The following is a 20,745-nucleotide window of genomic DNA, read 5'->3' as shown; positions in this document are numbered from 1 at the left end:
GGAGCTGCCGAAGGCTGCGATCGCGGTGTATCAGGATAAATGCTTCGCAGCCTTCGGCAGCTCCTACAAAAAAATGCCTTTCAGTCCAGAAGGACAGACGTGATTGACCTGCCATCTGCAGTGCTCTTGTCGCGAGCAAGCTCAGTTCCCACAGAGAACCATAAAAAGAGGTGATCAATGGCTTACAACTCCGTGTTCAAACCCGACCTCTTCGCCGGGCGGACGATTTTGATCACCGGTGGTGGCAGTGGCATTGGTCGCTGCACGGCCCACGAACTGGCCGCGCTGGGTGCTCAGGTATTGCTGGTCGGGCGCAAGCCGGAAAAGCTGGAGCAGGTCTGCACCGAAATTCAGCAGGACGGCGGCCAGGCCCACGGCTACAGCTGCGACATCCGCGAGGAGGCGTCGGTACAAGCGCTGATCAGCACACTCATCGACGCCCACGGCCCGCTGCATGGTCTGGTCAATAATGCAGGCGGCCAGTTCCCCTCCCCGCTGGCGGCGATCAATCAAAAAGGTTTTGAAACCGTATTGCGCAGCAATCTGGTGGGCGGTTTTCTGATGGCGCGGGAAGTCTTCAACCAGAGCATGAGCAAGCACGGCGGTGCCATCGTCAACATGCTGGCCGACATGTGGGGCGGCATGCCGGGCATGGGGCACTCGGGCGCAGCGCGCTCAGGCATGGACAACCTGACCAAAACCGCCGCCTTCGAATGGGGCCACGCGGGGGTGCGAGTGAATGCAGTCGCGCCGGGCTGGATTGCTTCCAGTGGCATGGACACCTACCAAGGGGCGTTCAAAGCAGTGATCCCGACCTTGCGCGAGCACGTGCCGCTCAAACGCATCGGCAGCGAATCAGAAGTCAGCGCCGCCATCGTCTTTCTGCTCAGCCCGGCAGCCGCGTTTATCAACGGCAGTACGTTGCGTATCGACGGCGGTGCCAGCCTGGGCAATCGCACTTGGCCGCTTTATCCAGCGGCCCGTACCGAGGCTTACAACGGTTTTCATCGTGCCACCTTGCCTGACGTGCTCAAAGGGGAGGAATAAGCCATGCCGGTAATTGAGTCGCAACTGGACACCCACAGTTCAAGCTTCGCCACCAACCGCGAGGCGATGTTGATCGGGATTGACCAAGTCAGGCAACTGGAGCAAGTGCTGCTGGATAAAGCCGCTGCTGCCAAAGACAAATTCCGCCAGCGCGGCCAGCTGTTGCCGCGCGAGCGCCTGAACCTGCTGCTGGACCCCGGCGCGCCATTCCTTGAGCTGTCCTCACTGGCGGGCTACAAGCTGCATGACGACAAGGACGGCAGCCAGGCAGGCGGCGGCCTGATTGCCGGGATTGGTTACGTGTCCGGAGTACGGGTGTTGGTGGTGGCTAATAACAGCGCGATTCGGGGCGGAACCATCTCCCCAAGCGGCCTGAAAAAATCCCTGCGGCTGCAGCAAATCGCTGTCGAAAACCGTCTGCCAGTGGTCACGCTGGCGGAAAGTGGCGGCGCCAACCTTAACTATGCCGCCGAGATTTTCGTTGAAGGCGCGCGAGGCTTTGCCAATCAGGCGCGCATGTCGGCCATGGGTTTGCCACAGATCACCGTGGTTCACGGCTCGTCCACGGCGGGCGGTGCTTATCAGCCGGGGCTGTCCGATTACGTCGTGGTGGTACGTGGCAAGGCTCGCCTTTTTTTGGCGGGGCCACCGCTGCTCAAGGCTGCCACCGGAGAAATTGCCACGGATGAAGAGCTGGGCGGCGCCGAGATGCACGCTCAGGTAGCGGGCACCGCAGAGTATCTGGCAGAAGACGACGCCGACGGTCTGCGCATCGTGCGCGAAATCATTAGCCTGCTACCGTGGAATGCACAGTTGCCACTGCGTCCGCCCAAGGTCTATCAGGAGCCGCTGTACCCCATCGATGACCTGCTCGGTTTGATCCCCAACGACCCGAAAAAGCCTTACGACGTCCGGGAAATACTTGCCCGGCTGGCCGATGGTTCGCAGTTTCTGGAGTTCAAGGGCGAGTACGACAGCCAGACGATGTGCGGCCATTTGCACATCCAGGGTCGGCCTTGCGGTGTGATCGGCAACAACGGCCCGATCACCGCCAAGGGCGCAAGCAAAGCAGCACAGTTCATTCAGTTGTGCGACCAGAGTCAGACGCCATTGTTATTTCTGCATAACACCACGGGGTTTATGGTCGGTACCGAGTCCGAGCAGCAAGGCGTGATCAAGCACGGGGCGAAGATGATTCAGGCGGTAGCCAACGCAAGGGTGCCGAAACTGACGCTGGTGGTCGGTGGTTCCTACGGGGCGGGCAATTACGCCATGTGCGGCCGGGGGCTGGACCCACGGTTCATCTTCGCCTGGCCCAACAGCCGTACGGCCGTCATGGGCGGCGCACAAGCGGGCAAGGTGCTGCGTATCGTCACCGAGGCCAAGCAGCTCAAGGCCGGTATCGAAGTTGATCCCAAGATGCTCGATATGCTGGAACAGGTCACGGCGCAAAAGCTCGACAGCCAGTCCAGCGCGCTTTACGGCACCGCCAGCCTGTGGGACGACGGCCTGATCGACCCGCGAGACAGCCGCACGCTGCTGGGTTTCCTGCTGGATATCTGTGAAGAAGCGGCGGTAAGACCATTGCAGGGCAATAGTTTTGGGGTAGCGCGGTTTTAGTCGGGATAGCGCCGCCAATGGTTCTGCCACCAAGCTGTCGCGCAGCACCATTGGACCTGTAGGAGCGCCACCCCGGTCACTCCTACAGTAAAAAGCATTCAAAACAGGTATTCGCATCTCGGAACAGGGACACGGAGAACAATAAAAAATGCTCATCACATCCGAACACGAAGCCCTGCGCCGCACGGTGCGCAGTTTTGTCGATAACGAAATCAACCCCCATGTTGATGAATGGGAGAAGGCCGGGCGTTTTCCCATTCACGAGATTTTCCGTAAAGCCGGTGAGCTGGGGTTGCTGGGGATTTCCAAGCCCGAACAGTTCGGCGGCATGGCACTGGATTACAGCTACTCGATTGTCGCTGCCGAAGAGTTCGGCACGGTGCATTGCGGTGGCATCCCCATGGCTATTGGCGTGCAGACTGACATGTGCACCCCGGCGCTGGCGCGATTCGGCTCCGACGAGTTGCGTGACGAATTCCTGCGCCCCGCCATCGCGGGCGAACAGGTAGGTTGCATCGGCGTGTCCGAAGTCGGGGCGGGTTCGGATGTCGCGGGCCTCAAAACTTGCGCCCGTAAAGACGGCGACGACTATGTGATCAATGGCAGCAAGATGTGGATCACCAATTCGCCCAGTGCCGACTTCATCTGCCTGCTGGCCAACACCTCCGATGACAAACCCCACGTCAACAAGTCGCTGATCATGTTGCCCATGAACACTCCCGGCATCAGTCTGAGCCAGCCCCTGGACAAACTGGGCATGCGCAGTTCGGAAACCGCTCAGGTGTTTTTCGATGACGTGCGCATCCCGCAACGTAACCGGATCGGTCACGAGGGCGCCGGGTTCATGATGCAAATGCTGCAGTTTCAGGAAGAACGCCTGTTCGGTGCCGCGAACATGCTTAAAGGCCTGGAGCACTGTGTAGACAGCACCATCGAGTACTGCCGCGAGCGCCACACGTTCGGCAAGGCGCTGATCGACAATCAGGTCATTCATTTCCGCCTGGCCGAGCTGCAAACCGAGATCGAATGCTTGCGGGCGCTGGTCTATCAAGCCACCGAGCTGTACATCAAAGGTCGCGACGTGACTCGCCTGGCGTCCATGGCCAAGCTCAAGGCCGGGCGTCTGGGACGGGAGGTCACCGACAGTTGCCTGCAATACTGGGGCGGCATGGGCTTCATGTGGGACAACCCGGTTTCCCGGGCGTACCGCGATGTACGTCTGGTGTCGATTGGCGGCGGCGCTGACGAAATCATGCTGGGCATCATCTGCAAGCTGATGGGCATTCTGCCGGGGAAAAAACCATGAACCTGCTGCCAGAGTGCGAAACGCTGATCCTCGATCGGCATAAAGGTGTTTTACACATCACCCTCAACCGCCCTCAAGCCCGTAACGCCATGAGCCTGCAAATGGTCAGTGAGTTACGCGCGGTTTTCAGCGCAGTACGCGACGATGGCCAGACCCGGGTCATCGTCATGGCAGGCGCGGGCGGGCATTTTTGCGCCGGGGCCGACATCAAGGACATGGCACAGGCCCGACAGCAGGGCGCGGACGCTTATAAAAGCCTGAATCGCGCATTTGGCAGTCTGCTTGAGGACGCGCAAAACCTGCCGCAAACCTTGATCGTCGTGCTCGACGGTGCGGTGCTGGGCGGCGGCATGGGGCTGGCGTGCGTCAGCGATATCGCGATTGCTCATCAACAGGCGCAATTTGGCCTGCCGGAAACCAGCCTCGGCCTGCTACCTGCGCAAATCGCGCCGTTCATGGTCAAGCGCATCGGCCTTTCGCAAACCCGACGGCTGGCGCTGACCGCCGCCCGTTTCGACGGGAACCAGGCCGCACGTCTGGGACTGGTGCATTTTGTGGAACGCGATAATCAGGCCATGGCCGAACGTCTGAGTGAGGTACTGGATCAAGTGCTGCGCTGTGCACCAGGGGCCAATGCCGCTACCAAGGCGTTGCTGCTGGCGACTGAACACACGCCAATGACACAGTTGCTGGATCAGGCCGCCGAGGCATTCAGTGCAGCGGTCGCCAGCCCGGAAGGAATGGAGGGGACGCTGGCGTTCATGCAAAAGCGCGACCCCGTCTGGATCCCCCAACGCTAACGATGCTGACGTCGACCGAGGGAGCACACCATGCCCGAACTCAACAAGATTCTTATTGCCAACCGTGGCGAAATAGCCTGCCGCGTGATCAGCACTGCGCGCAATCTGGGCTATCGCACGGTGGCAGTATTCAGCGCCGCCGACAGTGATGCCCGGCACGTGCAAATGGCCGACGAAGCGGTGTGCATCGGCGCGCCTACGGTGCAGCAGTCGTACCTGAACATCGAGGTCATCCTGGACGCGGCCCGGCGCAGCGGAGCCGATGCCATTCATCCCGGCTACGGTTTTCTCTCAGAAAACGCTGAGTTCGCCCGTGCCTGTGCTGCGGCCAATCTGGTGTTCATCGGCCCCAGCGCTGAGGCCATCGAACTGATGGGCAGCAAGCGCTTGTCAAAGCTGGCCATGCTCGACGCCGGTGTGCCCTGCATCGCTGGCTACCAAGGTGCAGAGCAGGACGACGCAACCATGAGCCGCGAAGCCGAACGCATCGGTTACCCGCTGATGATCAAGGCCAGCGCCGGGGGCGGCGGTCGTGGTATGCGTCTGGTCGAGCACCCGGACCAATTGCTCGAACGAATCAACACGGCGCGCTCCGAGGCGCAGAACGCTTTTGGTTCAGGCGAACTGATACTGGAGCAGGCCCTGATTGATCCGCGCCATGTGGAAATGCAGATCTTCGGCGACAGCCACGGCAACCTGGTCTACCTCGGCGAACGTGATTGCTCGGTCCAGCGCCGTCACCAGAAAGTCATCGAGGAGGCGCCCTGCCCCGTGGTCGACGCCGGGTTGCGTCAAGCCATGGGCGCAGCCGCCCTGCAAGCCGGGCGAGCGGTCAATTATCTGGGTGCTGGCACCGTAGAGTTTTTGCTGGCCAGTGACGGCCAGTTCTACTTTCTGGAAATGAACACCCGCTTGCAGGTGGAGCACCCTGTCACGGAGATGATCACTGGCCTGGACCTGGTGGCCTGGCAAATCAAGGTGGCCTGCGGTGAAGCCCTGCCCTTGCAGCAGGAGCAGATCCAGCTCAACGGCCACGCTATTGAAGCGCGCCTGTATGCCGAAGACCCGGCCCAGGGCTTTCTGCCCCAGACTGGCCGGGTGTTGCGGTGGCAGCCTTTGCAGTTCGACGGCATCAGGGTCGATCACGGCTTGAGCGAGGACCAGACTGTCAGCCCTTTCTACGACCCTATGCTCGGCAAAATCATTGCCCACGGCGCCACGCGGGAAGAGGCTCGACGCAAGCTGCTGCGGGCGATACAGGGCTGTGTGCTGCTGGGCGTAAACACCAATCAACGGTTGCTGACCAGCACCCTCAAGCACCCCGCGTTCATTAACGCTCACGTCGATACCGGTTTCATCGCGCAGCACCTGCAGAACGACCCTTGCCTGCGCCCCGCGACGGCCCGAGCCAGCCAACTGGCCGTGGCCGCTGCGTTGTTCTATCAGGGCTCTGCCAGCAGCCATCCTTCCAAACTGGCAGGCTGGAGTAATACTGGCCCGGAACAGCGGCGCTATCTGCTGGGGCTGGGCGAGCAGGTTCACGAGGTAGAACTCACCCGCAATGGCGCACGCCTGGACCTCCTCGTTCAAAACACGCGCGTCAGCGTCCATGTACTCAGTTGCGACGCACGCTCGGCCTGTGTTGAAGTCGACGGGGTACGCAGCCAGCAGGCGTGCTATCTACTGGGCAAGATGCTTTGGCTGCATGATGAATCGGGAGCGTTACAGCTGACCGACCGCACACACGACACAGTCGCCGGCCCGAATGTGGCCCGTTCCGGCACGATCAGGGCACCGATGGACGGATCGATTGTCGATGTATTAGTCAGTGAGGGCGCCACCGTCAGCCAGGGGCAACTGCTGATGGTGCTCGAAGCGATGAAAATGGAGCACCCGCTCAACGCTGCGATTGACGGCGTGATTCGCCAGATACAAGTGGTACCCGGTGATCAGGTCAAAGGGCGACAAGTATTGCTGGAAGTCGCACCGATGGACGTATCCGGTTGAATGTAGCTACGCTTGATCCGAAATGGATCAATGATTTTGGACAGGAGCTTCAGATGCCGCACTGGTTGGTGATTGATCTGGAGGCCACGACCGAAGAAGGCGGCTGGCCGGTAGCAGAAATGGAGATCATCGAAATCGGGGCGACGCTGGTCAATCAGGACGGGCGTGAACTGGACCATTTCGAGCGTTTTGTGCGCCCGGTACGTCGGCCGTTGCTGACGCACTTTTGCAAGGAACTGACCCACATCAGCCAAAGCAACATCGACAGCGCAGCGCCGCTGACGACGGTGTGGCCGGCGTTCGAACGCTGGATCAGTCACCATCAGGCGCGAGTCGTCGGCTGGGCAAGCTGGGGTGATTATGATCGTCAGCAACTGGAGCAGGAATGGCGACAGCACCAACTGACGAGTTTTCTCAGCAGCGTGCCTCACGTGAACCTCAAACAACGCTTCGCCAAAGAACGCCAACTGCAACGCCCGATGGGGTTGAACGGTGCTCTGCAACTGGCTGGCATGCAGTTTAACGGTCAGCAACATCGCGCACTGGTGGATGCCCGCAACACTGCTCGGCTACTGCCCTTGATTCTGCCCAACTGAGTGGTACGCGCGTTCTAAAGCGGGTGACGAGGCGAATCAGCTTCGGCATACTGGCCGACCCATTTTTCAGCCCTTTTTGAGGAATCGCCATGTTCAAAGTCAACGAGTACTTCGACGGCACCGTTAAATCCATTGCTTTCACTCAAGCTGAAGGGCAAGCCACAATCGGCGTCATGGCCGCTGGCGAGTACGAATTCGGCACTGCACAACGGGAAATCATGCACGTCATCTCTGGCAGCCTGAGCGTGAAACTGCCAGACAGCACCGATTGGGAAACCTTCGCGACCGGCAGCCAGTTCAACGTCCCGGCCAATAGCAAATTCCAGCTGAAAGTGGCTGTTGATACTGCTTATCTGTGTGAGTACCGCTGAGACATATCGACTTTTTGTATCGACCCTATCGCGGGCAAGCCCTGCTCCCACATGAGATTGCATCCCCCTGTGGGAGCAGGGCTTGCCCGCGATAAAGTCGACTCGGTTTAAATCCCGACACGAATCAAACCACCTCCTCACCCCGCGCATTGAACTGCAACGCAGCGAGCCTGGCATACAGCGGGTTGCTGACAATCAATTGCTGATGTGTTCCCACCGCCACTAACTTCCCTTGATCGATAACCGCAATCCGGTCGGCGTTTTGCACCGTGGCCAGACGATGGGCGATGACCAGCGTGGTGCGGCCCTTCATCAAGCCAGGTAACGCTTCCTGAATCAGGTGCTCACTCTGGGCATCCAGGGCACTGGTGGCTTCATCCAGCAGCAGAATCGGCGCATCCACCAGCAGTGCCCGGGCGATCGCCAGACGTTGACGCTGCCCTCCGGACAATCCAAGCCCGCCATCGCCCAGATGAGTCTGATAACCCTCAGCCATCTGCAGAATGAATTCATGTGCATGAGCAATCCGCGCGGCGGCTTCTACCTGTTCTGTCGTAGCATTGGCGTTCCCGTAGCGAATATTGTCTTCAACACTGCCGAAAAACAGCGCCGGGGTTTGCGAGACCAACGCAAAGCAACGGCGCAAATCCAGCGGATCAAGCTGGGCGATAGGCATACCTTGAATAAAGATCTGACCTTGCTGCGGATCGTAGAAGCGCAGCAGCAGATCAAACAGCGTCGATTTACCCGCGCCTGAAGGGCCAACCAGCGCCAGCGTCTCTCCAGGCTCGATGCTCAGCGTCAGGTTATCAACGGCCTTGTGCTCCGGACGAGACGGATAGCTGAAGCTCACGCCCTGTAAGTCCAGACGCCCGGTGACCCGCTCCGGCAATTGCAGCAGATCAGTGGCGGGAGGCGTGATCTCGCTTCTCGCCCGCAGCAACTCAGAGATCCGCTCGGCCGCCCCCGCCGCTCGCTGGAGTTCGCCAATCACCTCGCTCAACGTGCCGAACGCGCTCCCCACAATCAGCGCGTAAAACACGAAGGCCGCCAGTTCACCACTGGAAATCGTGCCGTCGATAACGTCCATGCCGCCGACCCACAACATCACCGCCACAGCGCCTAATACCAGCACGATCACCAGAGTGATCAGCCACGAACGCTGCAGGATGCGCTTGCGAGCGGTCTGGAAAGCATCTTCGGCAGTCTTGGCAAAGCGCGCCTTGTCCTGCTGCTGATGGTTGTAGGCCTGAACCGTCTTGATCTGGCCCAGTGCTTCGGAAACGTAACTGCCGACATCGGCGACACGGTCCTGGCTTTCCCGGGAAAGGCTGCGCACACGACGACCAAAGATCAGGATTGGCGCGACCACTAACGGCAGCGCCACAACCACAATACTGGTGAGCTTGGGGTTGGTGATGAACAGCAGGACGATGCCGCCGATGACCATCAGGGCATTACGCAGGAACATCGACAGCGACGAACCGATCACCGACTGCAACAAAGTGGTGTCAGCGGTCAGCCGGGACTGGATTTCCGAACTGCGATTATTTTCGTAGAACCCCGGATGCAGGTTGATCAGGTGGTCAAAGACTTTTTTACGCAAGTCAGCCACCACCCGCTCGCCAATCCACGACACCAGATAGAAGCGCACAAAGGTGCCTGCTGCCAACCCCAGCACCAACAGCATGAACAGGCCAATGGACTGGTTGAGCAGATGCGGAGAGCGCGTCACGAAACCCTGATCGACCAGCATCTTGATGCCTTGCCCGATCGACAGGGTAATCCCCGCCGTCACGATCAATGCCAGCAAGGCACCCACGGTTTGCCAGCGATAAGGGGCAATGAACTGCGCCGCCAGGCGAATCGCCTGACGCTGGCGGCTGGAAAGCAATGAAGCCATGAAAGCTGAACCCGCATGAAAGGCTGAAGCCAGAGCCTACACCGGTAAAGAAAGCTTTTCTGTGCTTTTACCGCCTGGCAGGTCCTGATGAACTCTGGCGATAAGCCTTAGTCTGGATAGTTATGACCGCTGATACAGTCCCCTAGAGAGGAATGATCTAAGCGAAAGCTGGCGGTTACGTGCGGTTTCTGGTGGACTAAAAGCGCGCTTGATGTTGTCGAGGGATGTCACGGCAGAGTCATTGAACGCGATTAGTCTAGGCACAAACACCTGATGAAAGGAGACAGGCCATGAGCTTGCAAGCAAACAGTAATGAAGTTCCGGTGGTACGAGCCAACCCGCAGCTGCCCGTGGGCGGCGCAATCCTGGACAAGGACGGGCGCGAAGTCGTGATTACTGAAGAGATGGTTCAGGCCGCCTGCCAGGAATGCGACAAGAACTGGGTAACACCTGAAAAACAAGATTAAGCAAAACCCGATTTTTTAGAACCCGACGTCACCGTCGGGTTTTTTCTGTACGGAATTCGACCATTCAGGCGGGGATAACAACTGCGCCCAGCGCGGTGACCAGTTGCTGCAACGCATCGGACTGGCCATTGATACGCACCTTCAGCCCTTCTATCTCGCGACGCGGCGGATAGTGTTTGCGCAACAGATCGAATGCCACTGGCTGGCTCACCGAACCGAGGAGACTACGCCGGAAGTCGGCATCGTCGCGGCGCGGGTCGTAGACGCCACGGCACAGCGTGTTCAACGCCCAAACCGGGTCGGTGCGCCCATCCAGGGTGACTTCTGCCAGCCAAGGCCTGGGCAGCAGATCAGCAAGGTTGATCTGTGCTTCCTGCCCAAGAAACCCACACAAGGCCTGATAAATCTGCGCAGTGCCCCGCTGCCGTCCGTCAAGGCTGTAACCCGCAATATGCGGTGTGCCGATCACGCACAGGTCGGCGAGGTCGGTATTCACGCTGGGCTCACCTTCCCAGACGTCCAGCACGGCTTGCAGGTCTTCGCGATCAAGCAGAACGTCGTGCAAAGCTGCATTGTCGACGACTGCACCACGGCTGGCATTGATCAGCCAGCTGCCGTCTTTAAGCTGCTGCAAGCGTGATTTATCGAGCAGATGCCACGTAGGGTGCTCACCGCCTTTGTCCAGCGGGGTGTGCAGGCTGATCACATCGCAGAGCTGCAGAATTTCATCGAGGCTGACGAAGTCGCCGCCTTCCGCCGCCTGACGGGGAGGATCGCAGACCAGCACATTCCAGCCCAAAGCCTTCAAAACCTTGACCAGCCGCCCGCCCACCTGCCCGGCGCCCACCACGCCGTAGGTGCGTTGCGCCAGATCCACGCCTTCGATTTCCGCCAGGGTCAACAGGCTGCCGAGCACGTAATCCACGACGCCACGGGCATTGCAACCCGGCGCACTGGACCAATGAATACCCGCCTGCTGAAAGTAGTCCAGATCAAGGTGATCAGTGCCGATGGTGCAGGTGCCAACGAAGCGTATCGGGCTGCCTTCAAGCATTTCACGGGTGACTGGCGTTACCGAACGCACCAACAGAATGTCGGCCTCGGCTACAGCAGCCCGATCAATGGAGCGGCCGGGCAGACGCTGAATCTCGCCGAAACCTGCAAAGAACGCGTCGAGCAACGGAATATTTTCGTCAGCAACAATTCGCATGGTGTACTCCCAGAGGTCGGCGGCAGTTTAGGCATTGATCGGGAGGGATAGGAAGGAGGAAACCTGAGATTACGAAGCAAGCTAGCCCTTGACGTAATCCCTGTAGGCGCAGCCGAAGGCTGCGAAGCTCATCTTCTGGCACACCGCCATCGCAGCCTTCGGCAGCTCCTACAGATCACTCATCAATCCAGCTTCTTGCGAATCCAGTACAGGAACGTCCCGTCTGCAGCCTCTTGATCAACCAGATCATGGCCCAGAAAGACGCAGAACTTGGGAATGTCGCGGCGTGTGGACGGGTCAGTGGCGATGACCTTGAGCAGGCCGCCTGCGGGCAGGTCGCGGACTTTCTGATGCAGCATCATCACCGGCTCGGGGCAATTGAGGCCGGTAGCATCGAGAACGGCGTCGACAGGCTGACTTTGGATGGGTTCAGACATAAGCACTCCAGAAACTGGCGGGCATTATCCCGCGTATGCGGGCATGTCGCTAGCTGCCAAACGCATCCTTCAGGAAGCCCGGTGCGATGTAGCGCTCATAGTGCGCTTCGGACAAGAGGAAAAATTCCCGATCAATGGCATCGCGCAAGTCAGGTAAGGCCCAGTCGCGGAACTCCGGCATCAGCACCATACCGTAGGCTTCAATATTGGTGATAACCCGCGCGCCCCGCGCAATCAGTTGATATGCCCAGCAATATTCCGACTGGGCAGGCACGAAGCGGATTTTGCGCAGTTCCAGTTGCGCACGCAGTTTGCCCGCGTCGAATACTTCCAGCTTGGCAGTCATCACCTGAACCAGCAGTTGTTCGAGCCTTAGCCACACCGCCCGCTTCTGGTCTTCGTCGTAACCGTTCCAGTGGATCACTTCATGGTGGAAACGCTTGCAGCCACGGCACACCAGGTCCCCGTAAACAGTGGAGCAAAGGCCGACGCAGGGCGTTTTGATGATTTGATTGGGCATGGCAGGCAGGGCAACGACAGGCGAGAACGAGCCCGCATATTAGCCCTTTGTCTAACAACGATCACCCCCGAACGTGTAGGGCTAACTTACCTTTACGGAAGATTTGCCGTAGAATCAGCGAGCCTTTTAAGGCGCCAATGTCCGTTGGAAGCTGTTTTCAAAGCGTCACGAGCACAGTCAAAGTAACCCCGCAGTCCGGTGTTGACGCAGGATTCAAGCCCTCGTCAACACTCATCAGCCGTCCTGCAGGCGTAAAACTTTGAAAACAGCTTCTGTAAGGAATTGCCGAAAACCCTGGCCAAGGAACTCAAAAAGTTTCGTCGTGCAGGTTTTTCGGGCAATTCCTGGATGAGCGTCCCGGACACCCATTTGGGACCACTGATGAGGGTAATACTGTGCTTGAAGCCTACCGTAAACACATCGAAGAGCGTGCCGCCCAGGGTATCGTGCCCCAGCCGCTTAACGCCGAACAAACTGCCGGCTTGATCGAACTGCTGAAGAATCCCCCGGCTGGCGAAGAAGCTTTCCTCGTTGACCTGATCACCAATCGCATTCCACCTGGCGTTGACGAAGCTGCCTACGTCAAAGCCGGTTTCCTGTCTGCCCTGGCCAAGGGCGAAGCCACTTCTCCCCTGATCGACAAGAAGCGCGCCGTTGAACTGCTCGGCACCATGCAGGGTGGCTACAACATCGTCACCATGGTTGACCTGCTGGATGACGCAACGCTGGCCCCGGTGGCCGCCGAACAACTGAAGCACACGCTGCTGATGTTCGATGCTTTCCACGACGTGGCCGAAAAAGCCAAGAGCGGCAACGCCCACGCCAAGGCTGTCATGCAGTCCTGGGCTGACGGCGAATGGTTCAAGAAGCGCCCGACCCTGGCCGACAAAATCAGCCTGCGCGTTTTCAAGGTGACTGGCGAAACCAACACAGACGACCTCTCCCCTGCGCCAGACGCATGGTCGCGCCCTGACATCCCTCTGCACGCCCTGGCCATGCTGAAAATGGCCCGTGAAGGGATCGTTCCGGACGTACAAGGCTCCATCGGTCCGATGAAGCAGATCGAAGAAATGCGCGGCCAGGGCTTCCCGATTGCCTATGTTGGCGACGTGGTCGGTACCGGTTCTTCGCGTAAATCAGCCACCAACTCGGTGCTGTGGTTCTTCGGCGACGACGTTCCTTACGTGCCGAACAAGCGCGCTGGCGGTTTCTGCTTCGGCAGCAAAATCGCTCCGATCTTCTACAACACCATGGAAGATGCCGGCGCACTGCCAATCGAGTTCGATGTCAGCAACATGAACATGGGCGACGTGATCGACCTGTATCCGCATGCTGGCAAAGTCTGCAAACACGGCACTGACGAAGTCCTGACCACCTTCGAAATGAAGACGCCGGTTCTGTTGGACGAAGTCCGTGCTGGCGGCCGTATTCCGCTGATCATCGGTCGCGGCCTGACTGACAAGGCTCGTGCCGAGCTGGGTCTGGGTCCTACTGACCTGTTCAAACTGCCGGAAGCACCGGTCGACACTGGCAAGGGCTACACCCTGGCTCAGAAGATGGTCGGCAAGGCCTGCGGCCTGCCGGAAGGCAAAGGTGTTCGTCCAGGTACGTACTGCGAACCGAAGATGACTACCGTCGGTTCCCAGGACACCACTGGCCCGATGACCCGTGACGAGCTGAAAGACCTGGCGTGCCTGGGCTTCTCCGCTGATCTGGTCATGCAGTCCTTCTGCCACACTGCTGCTTATCCAAAGCCGATCGACGTCACCACGCACCACACGCTGCCTGACTTCATCATGACCCGTGGCGGCGTTTCCCTGCGTCCGGGCGACGGCATCATCCACAGCTGGCTGAACCGCATGCTGCTGCCGGATACCGTCGGTACCGGTGGTGACTCCCACACCCGTTTCCCGATGGGCATTTCGTTCCCGGCTGGTTCTGGTCTGGTTGCGTTTGCTGCGGCCACCGGCGTTATGCCGCTGGACATGCCGGAATCGATTCTGGTGCGTTTCAAAGGCAAAATGAAGCCTGGCATTACTCTGCGTGACCTGGTTCATGCGATTCCTTACTTCGCCATTCAGTCGGGCTTGCTGACTGTTGAGAAGAAAGGCAAGAAGAACGCCTTCTCCGGCCGCATCCTGGAGATCGAAGGCCTTGATGACCTGAGCATCGAACAGGCTTTCGAACTGTCCGACGCTTCGGCCGAGCGCTCTGCCGCCGGTTGCACCATCAAGCTGTCGAAAGAGTCGATCACCGAGTACCTGAACTCCAACATCACCCTGCTGCGCTGGATGATCGGCGAAGGTTACGGCGATGTGCGTACTCTGGAACGTCGTGCTCAAGCGATGGAAGCCTGGGTTGCCAACCCTGAGCTGATGGTTGCCGATGCTGACGCGGAATACGCTGAAATCATCGAAATCGACCTGAACGACGTCAACGAGCCAGTGCTCTGCGCGCCGAACGATCCGGACGACGCTCGTCTGCTGTCCAGCGTTGCTGGCGAGAAAATCGACGAAGTGTTCATCGGTTCGTGCATGACCAACATCGGCCACTTCCGCGCTGCGGGCAAGTTGCTGGACAAGGTCAAAGGCCAGTTGCCGACACGTCTGTGGCTCTCGCCGCCGACCAAGATGGATGCTCACCAGCTGACGGAAGAAGGCTACTACGGCATCTACGGCAAGGCTGGCGCGCGCATGGAAATGCCGGGCTGCTCGCTGTGCATGGGTAACCAGGCACGTGTTGAGCCGAACTCGACGGTTGTGTCGACTTCGACCCGTAACTTCCCGAACCGTCTGGGCGACGGCGCGAACGTCTACCTGGCCTCGGCCGAGCTGGCATCCGTTGCTTCGATCCTGGGTCGCCTGCCGACCGTTGAGGAGTACATGGAATACGCGAAACAGATCGATACCATGGCTGCGGACGTATACCGCTACCTGAGCTTCGATCAGATCGCCGAGTTCCGTGACATCGCAGCGAGCGCCAACATCCCGGTTGTTCAAGCGTAAAAACGAAACACAGCGTTAAAAAACCCCGTCCTTGTGACGGGGTTTTTTATTGGCATGGATTAATACAATTGCGTGGCGAACCTGGGTCTTGTGGGAGCCGAGCTTGGTCTGGGCGGCATTCCGACGATAAACGATAACGCGGTGTGACTGGTATCTACTTCTCATGTATCGCGGGCAAGCCCAGCCCCCACAGATATCGGCGATCCCCTGTGGGAGCTGAGCTTGCTCGCGATAAACGATAACGCGGTGTGACTGGTAGCTACTTCTCATGTATCGCGGGCAAGCCTCGCACAGGACCTTTGCGACGCTGACAGTATCAACCCATAAAAAAAGCCCCACATCTCGCGATGCAGGGCTTTCTCATTACAGCCGCACTAAACCATCAAACGGTAATAGCCTGCCCACTCATGGCCAGGTCCAGCAGCTCACGGTTGGCGACGGCGTACATCGCGTAGTCCGTGCCGCTTGCTGCGCGGATGTCCACCAGCATGGCGCGCCAGCGTTCGACCATTGCACTGTGCTGTTCAAGCCACAGATTCAGGCGCTCTTCGATGTCGGCGGGACCATCAGCCATCTGCAGAACCGAGATGGTGATCGCCCGTTGCTGCCAGTCGATGTCATCACGGAACGCTTCACGGGCCAGGGCTTGCCAGTTGTTTTCCACCGGCAAACTACTGATCTGTTGCAGGTACCAGGTCACGTCCAGCGCACTGCCCACGGCGAAGTAAGCCTTGGCCACGTCGGCAGCATTCTGCCCGGTGACGTCAGACGCTTCGATGATCGGCAACAGCGTGTACAAGTGGCTCGTACCGGCAACCATACGTGCGAGCAACTCCGGCACACCGGCCTCGACGTAAGCCTGATAGCGGGTCTGCCAGACTTCACGCGTCGGACCTTCCAGCAGTTCGTCGAGTTTGAGACCCAATGCCGCGATGTGCGGACCGAAGTGCGCCACATCACGCCCCGCGTCCAGCTCGTTGCGACGGCTGCGCAGGAACCAGCGTGTTGCGCGACGACCCAGACGCATCAACTCGTCCATCAATGCCAACTGGATCTCAGCCGGGACCTTGTAGTCCAGCGCTTCGATCTGACGGAACCAGTGCGGCAGGTGGAAGATGTCCCGCACGATCACGTAAGCGCCCGCCACGTTGGCCGCACTCATGCCGGTGGACTCTTTGAGTCGCTGCACGAAGGTGATGCCCATGTGGTTGACCAGATCGTTGGCAATCTGGGTGCTGACAATTTCGCGCTTCAGGCGGTGCTGACGCATGGCGCCGGAGTACTTGGCACCCAGCGATGGCGGGAACGCGGTTTCCATATCACGCGCCAGATAATCATCATCCGGTACGCGGGATTCCAGCAGCGCTTCGTTCAGATCGATCTTGCTGTAGGAGATCAACACCGACAGTTCAGGACGCGTCAGACCATGACCGGCCGCCACACGCTCGCTGATCTGCTCTTCAGCAGGCAGGAACTCAATGGCGCGGTCAAGCTTGCCACGGGCTTCCAGATCCGCCATCAGGCGCTTGTACTCGGCAATGCGCTCGTAAGCACGACGCGTTGCCAAAGACAGTGCCTGGGTCTGCTTGTAGTTGTTGCCCAACACAAGATTGCCGACTTCGTCGGTCATGCTTTCCAGCAGTTGGTTACGCTGCTTTTCAGTCATGTCCCCCGCCTGCACCACTTCGTTGAGCAGGATTTTGATGTTCACTTCGTGGTCGGAGCAGTCCACGCCAGCCGCGTTGTCGATGAAGTCGGTGTTGGAACTGCCGCCATTGAGTGCGAACTCGACACGACCCAATTGGGTCATGCCCAGGTTACCGCCCTCACCCACCACCTTGCAGCGCAACTCGTCACCGTTGACCCGGTGCGCGTCGTTGGCCTTGTCGCCCACGTCGGCGTGGCTTTCTTCGCTGGACTTGACGTAAGTGCCGATGCCGCCGTTCCACAGCAGATCCACCGGTGCCTTGAGCAGCGCGTTGAGCAGCTCGGTCGGGGTCAGCTTGTCAGCCTTGATGTCGAAGCGTTCTTTCATCTGCGGCGTGATGGTGATGCTTTTCGCGCTGCGTGGAAAAATCCCGCCGCCCGCCGACATGATGCTGGTGTCGTAATCGGTCCAGGCCGAACGTGGCAGGTCATACAGACGCTTGCGCTCAACGAAGCTGCTGGCTGGCTCAGGGTTTGGATCGATAAAGATGTGCAGGTGGTTGAACGCCGCCACCAATTGCAGCTTGTCGGACATCAGCAAGCCATTGCCGAAGACGTCCCCGGCCATGTCACCGATACCGATGACGCTGATGCTGTCCTGCTGAACATTGATGTCACGCTCGCGGAAATGACGTTGCACGCCAACCCACGCGCCCTTGGCGGTAATGCCCATTTTCTTGTGGTCATAACCGGCCGAACCACCGGAAGCAAACGCATCGCCCAGCCAGAAGCCGTAATCGATGGCGATGCCGTTGGCGATGTCGGAGAAGGTCGCAGTGCCCTTGTCCGCAGCCACCACCAGGTACGGGTCATCATCGTCGTGACGCACCACGTTGGCCGGCGGAACCAGTTCGCCTTCCTTGAGGTTGTCGGTGATGTCCAGCAAGCCGGAAATGAAGATGCGATAGCAGGCGATACCTTCGGCCTGGATATCGTCACGGCTGCCACCCAACGGCAAGCGACGCGGCAGGAAGCCGCCTTTGGCGCCCACAGGCACGATCACCGAGTTCTTCACGTGCTGGGCTTTCACCAGCCCGAGCACTTCGGTGCGGAAGTCTTCTTCACGGTCAGACCAACGCAAGCCGCCACGGGCCACGTTGCCGAAGCGCAGGTGCACGCCTTCAACGCGCGGTGAGTAAACGAAGATTTCAAACTTCGGCACCGGCTTGGGCAACTCGGGGATCAGACGCGGGTTGAACTTGAAGCTGAAGTAGCTCTTGTTCTGGCCGTTGGCGTCGGTCTGGTAGAAGTTGGTGCGTTGCGTGGCTTTGATCAGGTCCAGATAGCGACGCAGGATGCGGTCTTCGTTGAGCACCTGAACATCGTCCAGGGCCGTCAGAATCGCCTGCTCCAGACGCAGTTGCTTGTCGTCCAGGTCTTCGGTGGTCAGTTTGCGCGCCAGATAGAAACGCGTTTTGAACAGCCGGGTCAGCTCACGGGCGATGTCCGTGTGGTTGTTCAGGGTGGTGGCGATGTAGCCAAGGTCGAAGCCCAGACGAATCTGTTTCAGGTAACGGGCGTAAGCACGCAGCAGCGCCACGTCGCGCCACGGCAGGCCAGCGGTCAACACCAGACGGTTGAATGCATCGTTTTCGGCGTCGCCGCGCACGATGTGCACGAACGCATCCTGCAAGGTGTCGTTAAGTTGCTGGATGTCGATTTCCAGACCTTCAGCCGCCGTGAACGCGAAGTCATGAATCCAGAACTCGCGGCCATTGGTGTGACGCAGACGATACGGGAATTCACCCAGTACACGCAGGCCAAGGTTTTCCAGAATCGGCAGTACATCCGACAGGGCCAGTGGCGTATCCGCGTGGTACAGCTTGCAATGCAGCTGCGCCTTGTCGCCGGACAGCGGCTGATAGAAGCTCATCACCAACGGTTTGGCTTCGCTCAGGTTCAACAGGTGCTGCATATCGACCACGGCCGAATGCGCGGCGAAACGCTCGCGATAACCAGCCGGGAAACCTTTCGGGAAATCCGCCAGCACATTGGTGCCGTGGGCTTCACCAAAGCTTTCCACGACCAGGCTGGCGTAGTCGTCTTTCCACGAACGGCAGGCCTGGACAACTTCGTTTTCCAGCTGCACGGGGTCGATATTGAGGGTGACTTTCGGGTCGACCCGCAGAATCAACTGCACGCGGGCCAGCACGGATTCGGAGAAGAAGGTCCAGAACTCACAATCGCTGGCCTTGAGGCGCTCCATCAAGACCTGCTGGATCTTCTGGCGCACTTCAGTGGAGTAGACATCGCGTGGCACGTAAGCCAGGCAGTAGCAGAAGCGGCCATAAGGGTCTTTGCGCAGGAACACGCGAATCTTGTTGCGCTCCTGGATCTGCACAATCGACATCACGGTGTTGAACAGCTCATCCACCGGCGTCTGGAACAAGTCATCACGCGGCAGCACTTCCACCACCTGAGCCAGTTCCTTGCCAAGGTGCGCCTTGGGATGGAAACCGGAGCGACGCTCGATCTCCGCCACCTTGCGACGGATATACGGGATGACACGTACGCTTTCGCCATACACCGACGAGGTGTACAAGCCCATGAAACGGCATTCCTTGATGACCTTGCCCGACGCGTCGATCTGGCGGATCGACACATAGTCAGGATACGCCGGACGATGCACGCGACTTGGGTGCGCAGCCTTGGCGAAGGACAGCAACATCGGCTCTTGCAGATAGCTGACGGCGTAGTCTTCGATGTGCAGGTCTTCGCGGGTCAAGCCGGCGCGCAGGCGCTTGGTCAAGCCAAGGAAAGACGACTCGTCGTACACCAACTGGCCGCCGTCGGCCTCGCTGCTGACTTGAAACTCTTCATAACCCAGGAAGGTGAAGTGGTTATCCACCAGCCATTGCAGAAACGCTTTGACCTCGGACTTTTCACCTTCTTCAACGCTGTACTGCACTGAATCGATACCGGCCAGCAGCTCGTGCAGCTTGGCTTTCATCGGTTCGAAATCTTCTACCGCAACCCGCACTTCACCGAGCACTTGCTCCAGCTCGCGAGCCAACACGTTCAACTCGCTGGCGTTGGCGCAGCGGTCGATTTCGAGGTACATCAGGGATTCTTGCAGCACGCCTTCGCCGCTGGTGCCTTTAGGCAGCAATTCCAGCAGCTCGCCTTTGTTACCACGACGCACGCTCAGGACGGTGGTTTGCAGCGTATGGATGCTGTAACCGCGACGGTTCAGTTCGGTGCGTACCGAGTCCACCAGAAATGGCAGGTCGTGATGCAGCACTTCGACGGCAGTGTGGGTCGACTGCCAGCCGTGACGTTCGTAGTCGGGGTTATAAACGCGGACCTGCGGGGTATCGTGTTCGAAACGCTCAAGCAGACGCCAGGCTGACAAGGTGCAGCCTGCGAGATCGGACAAGCGACGCTGAGTGAGTTCATCAAGGGAAATGATGCCGAAGAATTGCTCAGCGAACAGCGCCACTTGTGGCAGTGCCTGTTCACTGATGTGCTGCGCCAGTGCTGCTTGCAGTTGATGCTGAAAGTCAGACTTGCTGGCTGCGGTGAAGAACGCCATCTGAGGTACTCCGCTTGTGCTTTTTTAGAAGGAAGCTTGAAGGAAGTGTTGCCTGCACATGCTGTGCCTGGATGAAACGGCAGAGGCACAGCATAAGCCAAAGAACTAACGCTTGCCGCGAACGACTCGTCACATTTGCTTTCTGCATCCGTTGCCGGAAAAAACAACACGCAGGGTAAGATTTCTCCCACTACCGTTCATCCGCCACCCAGCTTAA

The 20,745-nt window shown here is 58.9% G+C and carries 14 protein-coding genes; 9 read left to right on the top strand and 5 right to left on the bottom strand.

Translation table 11 applies throughout. The features are described 5' to 3' along the window. Positions 1-177 precede the first annotated feature (177 nt). The 7 genes from ACYASS_RS12830 (at position 178) to ppnP (ending at position 7,747) form a co-directional block, all read left to right on the top strand. Entirely contained in the window at positions 178-1,047 is an 870-nt protein-coding gene (locus ACYASS_RS12830; RefSeq protein WP_463586403.1) for an SDR family oxidoreductase, read from the top strand. 3 nt (positions 1,048-1,050) lie between these two features. Then, a complete protein-coding gene (atuC, locus tag ACYASS_RS12825) occupies positions 1,051-2,667 on the top strand; it encodes a geranyl-CoA carboxylase subunit beta (RefSeq protein WP_463586402.1) in 1,617 nt (538 codons plus the stop codon). A gap of 148 nt (positions 2,668-2,815) precedes the next feature. Beyond that, positions 2,816-3,973, top strand: coding sequence for a citronellyl-CoA dehydrogenase (atuD, locus tag ACYASS_RS12820; RefSeq protein ID WP_463586401.1), 1,158 nt, complete (start codon positions 2,816-2,818; stop codon positions 3,971-3,973). Beyond that, positions 3,970-4,773: an enoyl-CoA hydratase/isomerase family protein gene (locus tag ACYASS_RS12815; protein ID WP_463586400.1), complete on the top strand. Its 804-nt coding sequence runs from the start codon at positions 3,970-3,972 to the stop codon at positions 4,771-4,773. Before atuD ends, ACYASS_RS12815 begins: the two co-directional genes overlap by 4 nt. A 30-nt stretch (positions 4,774-4,803) precedes the next feature. Then, the gene (locus tag ACYASS_RS12810) at positions 4,804-6,780 is read left to right on the top strand and encodes an acetyl/propionyl/methylcrotonyl-CoA carboxylase subunit alpha (protein WP_463586399.1); all 1,977 of its coding nucleotides are present in this window, start codon (positions 4,804-4,806) and stop codon (positions 6,778-6,780) included. Between the two features lie 53 nt (positions 6,781-6,833). Next, a complete protein-coding gene (locus ACYASS_RS12805; RefSeq protein WP_243247643.1) occupies positions 6,834-7,376 on the top strand; it encodes a 3'-5' exonuclease in 543 nt (180 codons plus the stop codon). 89 nt (positions 7,377-7,465) lie between these two features. Beyond that, complete coding sequence (ppnP, locus tag ACYASS_RS12800) at positions 7,466-7,747, top strand: pyrimidine/purine nucleoside phosphorylase (protein ID WP_122664856.1); 282 nt, start codon at positions 7,466-7,468, stop codon at positions 7,745-7,747. Between the two features lie 124 nt (positions 7,748-7,871). Here ppnP and ACYASS_RS12795 read toward each other — a convergent pair whose 3' ends face one another. Continuing rightward, positions 7,872-9,650: an ABC transporter transmembrane domain-containing protein gene (locus ACYASS_RS12795; protein WP_463586398.1), complete on the bottom strand. Its 1,779-nt coding sequence runs from the start codon at positions 9,648-9,650 to the stop codon at positions 7,872-7,874. A 290-nt stretch (positions 9,651-9,940) separates the two neighbouring features. On the opposite strand from ACYASS_RS12795, the gene ACYASS_RS12790 reads away from it, so the two are divergent. Next, positions 9,941-10,117, top strand: a complete 177-nt coding sequence (locus ACYASS_RS12790) for a PA1571 family protein (protein ID WP_164581703.1) — start codon at positions 9,941-9,943, stop codon at positions 10,115-10,117. Positions 10,118-10,181: 64 nt separating this feature from the next. Here ACYASS_RS12790 and pdxB read toward each other — a convergent pair whose 3' ends face one another. The 3 genes from pdxB to ACYASS_RS12775 form a co-directional block, all read right to left on the bottom strand. Further along, entirely contained in the window at positions 10,182-11,327 is a 1,146-nt protein-coding gene (gene pdxB, locus ACYASS_RS12785) for a 4-phosphoerythronate dehydrogenase PdxB (protein WP_463586397.1), read from the bottom strand. A gap of 182 nt (positions 11,328-11,509) precedes the next feature. After that, a complete protein-coding gene (gene tusA / locus ACYASS_RS12780) occupies positions 11,510-11,764 on the bottom strand; it encodes a sulfurtransferase TusA (protein WP_122664859.1) in 255 nt (84 codons plus the stop codon). Between the two features lie 49 nt (positions 11,765-11,813). Continuing rightward, a complete protein-coding gene (locus ACYASS_RS12775) occupies positions 11,814-12,284 on the bottom strand; it encodes a DUF1289 domain-containing protein (protein ID WP_095093317.1) in 471 nt (156 codons plus the stop codon). Between the two features lie 395 nt (positions 12,285-12,679). Between ACYASS_RS12775 and acnB the strand changes: the two genes are divergently transcribed. Then, positions 12,680-15,289 (top strand): bifunctional aconitate hydratase 2/2-methylisocitrate dehydratase, encoded by a 2,610-nt coding sequence (acnB, locus tag ACYASS_RS12770; RefSeq protein WP_463586396.1) that lies wholly within the window; start codon positions 12,680-12,682, stop codon positions 15,287-15,289. Between the two features lie 382 nt (positions 15,290-15,671). On the opposite strand, the gene ACYASS_RS12765 is transcribed toward acnB, so the two are convergent. Beyond that, positions 15,672-20,528, bottom strand: coding sequence for an NAD-glutamate dehydrogenase (locus ACYASS_RS12765; protein ID WP_463586395.1), 4,857 nt, complete (start codon positions 20,526-20,528; stop codon positions 15,672-15,674). Positions 20,529-20,745: the final 217 nt, after the last annotated feature.

The organism is Pseudomonas sp. HP_14, assembly GCF_055283875.1.
The sequence above is the reverse complement of the archived record's forward strand: the minus strand, read 5'-3'. Positions and strand labels throughout refer to the sequence as shown.

Excerpts from the sequence above, each read along its gene's own strand:
- ACYASS_RS12830 (WP_463586403.1), top strand. The coding sequence starts at position 178 with ATGGCTTACAACTCCGTGTTCAAACCCGACCTCTTCGCCGGGCGGACG.
- atuC (WP_463586402.1), top strand. The coding sequence starts at position 1,051 with ATGCCGGTAATTGAGTCGCAACTGGACACCCACAGTTCAAGCTTCGCC.
- atuD (WP_463586401.1), top strand. The coding sequence starts at position 2,816 with ATGCTCATCACATCCGAACACGAAGCCCTGCGCCGCACGGTGCGCAGT.
- ACYASS_RS12815 (WP_463586400.1), top strand. The coding sequence starts at position 3,970 with ATGAACCTGCTGCCAGAGTGCGAAACGCTGATCCTCGATCGGCATAAA.
- ACYASS_RS12810 (WP_463586399.1), top strand. The coding sequence starts at position 4,804 with ATGCCCGAACTCAACAAGATTCTTATTGCCAACCGTGGCGAAATAGCC.
- ACYASS_RS12805 (WP_243247643.1), top strand. The coding sequence starts at position 6,834 with ATGCCGCACTGGTTGGTGATTGATCTGGAGGCCACGACCGAAGAAGGC.
- ppnP (WP_122664856.1), top strand. The coding sequence starts at position 7,466 with ATGTTCAAAGTCAACGAGTACTTCGACGGCACCGTTAAATCCATTGCT.
- ACYASS_RS12795 (WP_463586398.1), bottom strand. The coding sequence starts at position 9,650 with ATGGCTTCATTGCTTTCCAGCCGCCAGCGTCAGGCGATTCGCCTGGCG.
- ACYASS_RS12790 (WP_164581703.1), top strand. The coding sequence starts at position 9,941 with ATGAGCTTGCAAGCAAACAGTAATGAAGTTCCGGTGGTACGAGCCAAC.
- pdxB (WP_463586397.1), bottom strand. The coding sequence starts at position 11,327 with ATGCGAATTGTTGCTGACGAAAATATTCCGTTGCTCGACGCGTTCTTT.
- tusA (WP_122664859.1), bottom strand. The coding sequence starts at position 11,764 with ATGTCTGAACCCATCCAAAGTCAGCCTGTCGACGCCGTTCTCGATGCT.
- ACYASS_RS12775 (WP_095093317.1), bottom strand. The coding sequence starts at position 12,284 with ATGCCCAATCAAATCATCAAAACGCCCTGCGTCGGCCTTTGCTCCACT.
- ACYASS_RS12765 (WP_463586395.1), bottom strand. The coding sequence starts at position 20,528 with ATGGCGTTCTTCACCGCAGCCAGCAAGTCTGACTTTCAGCATCAACTG.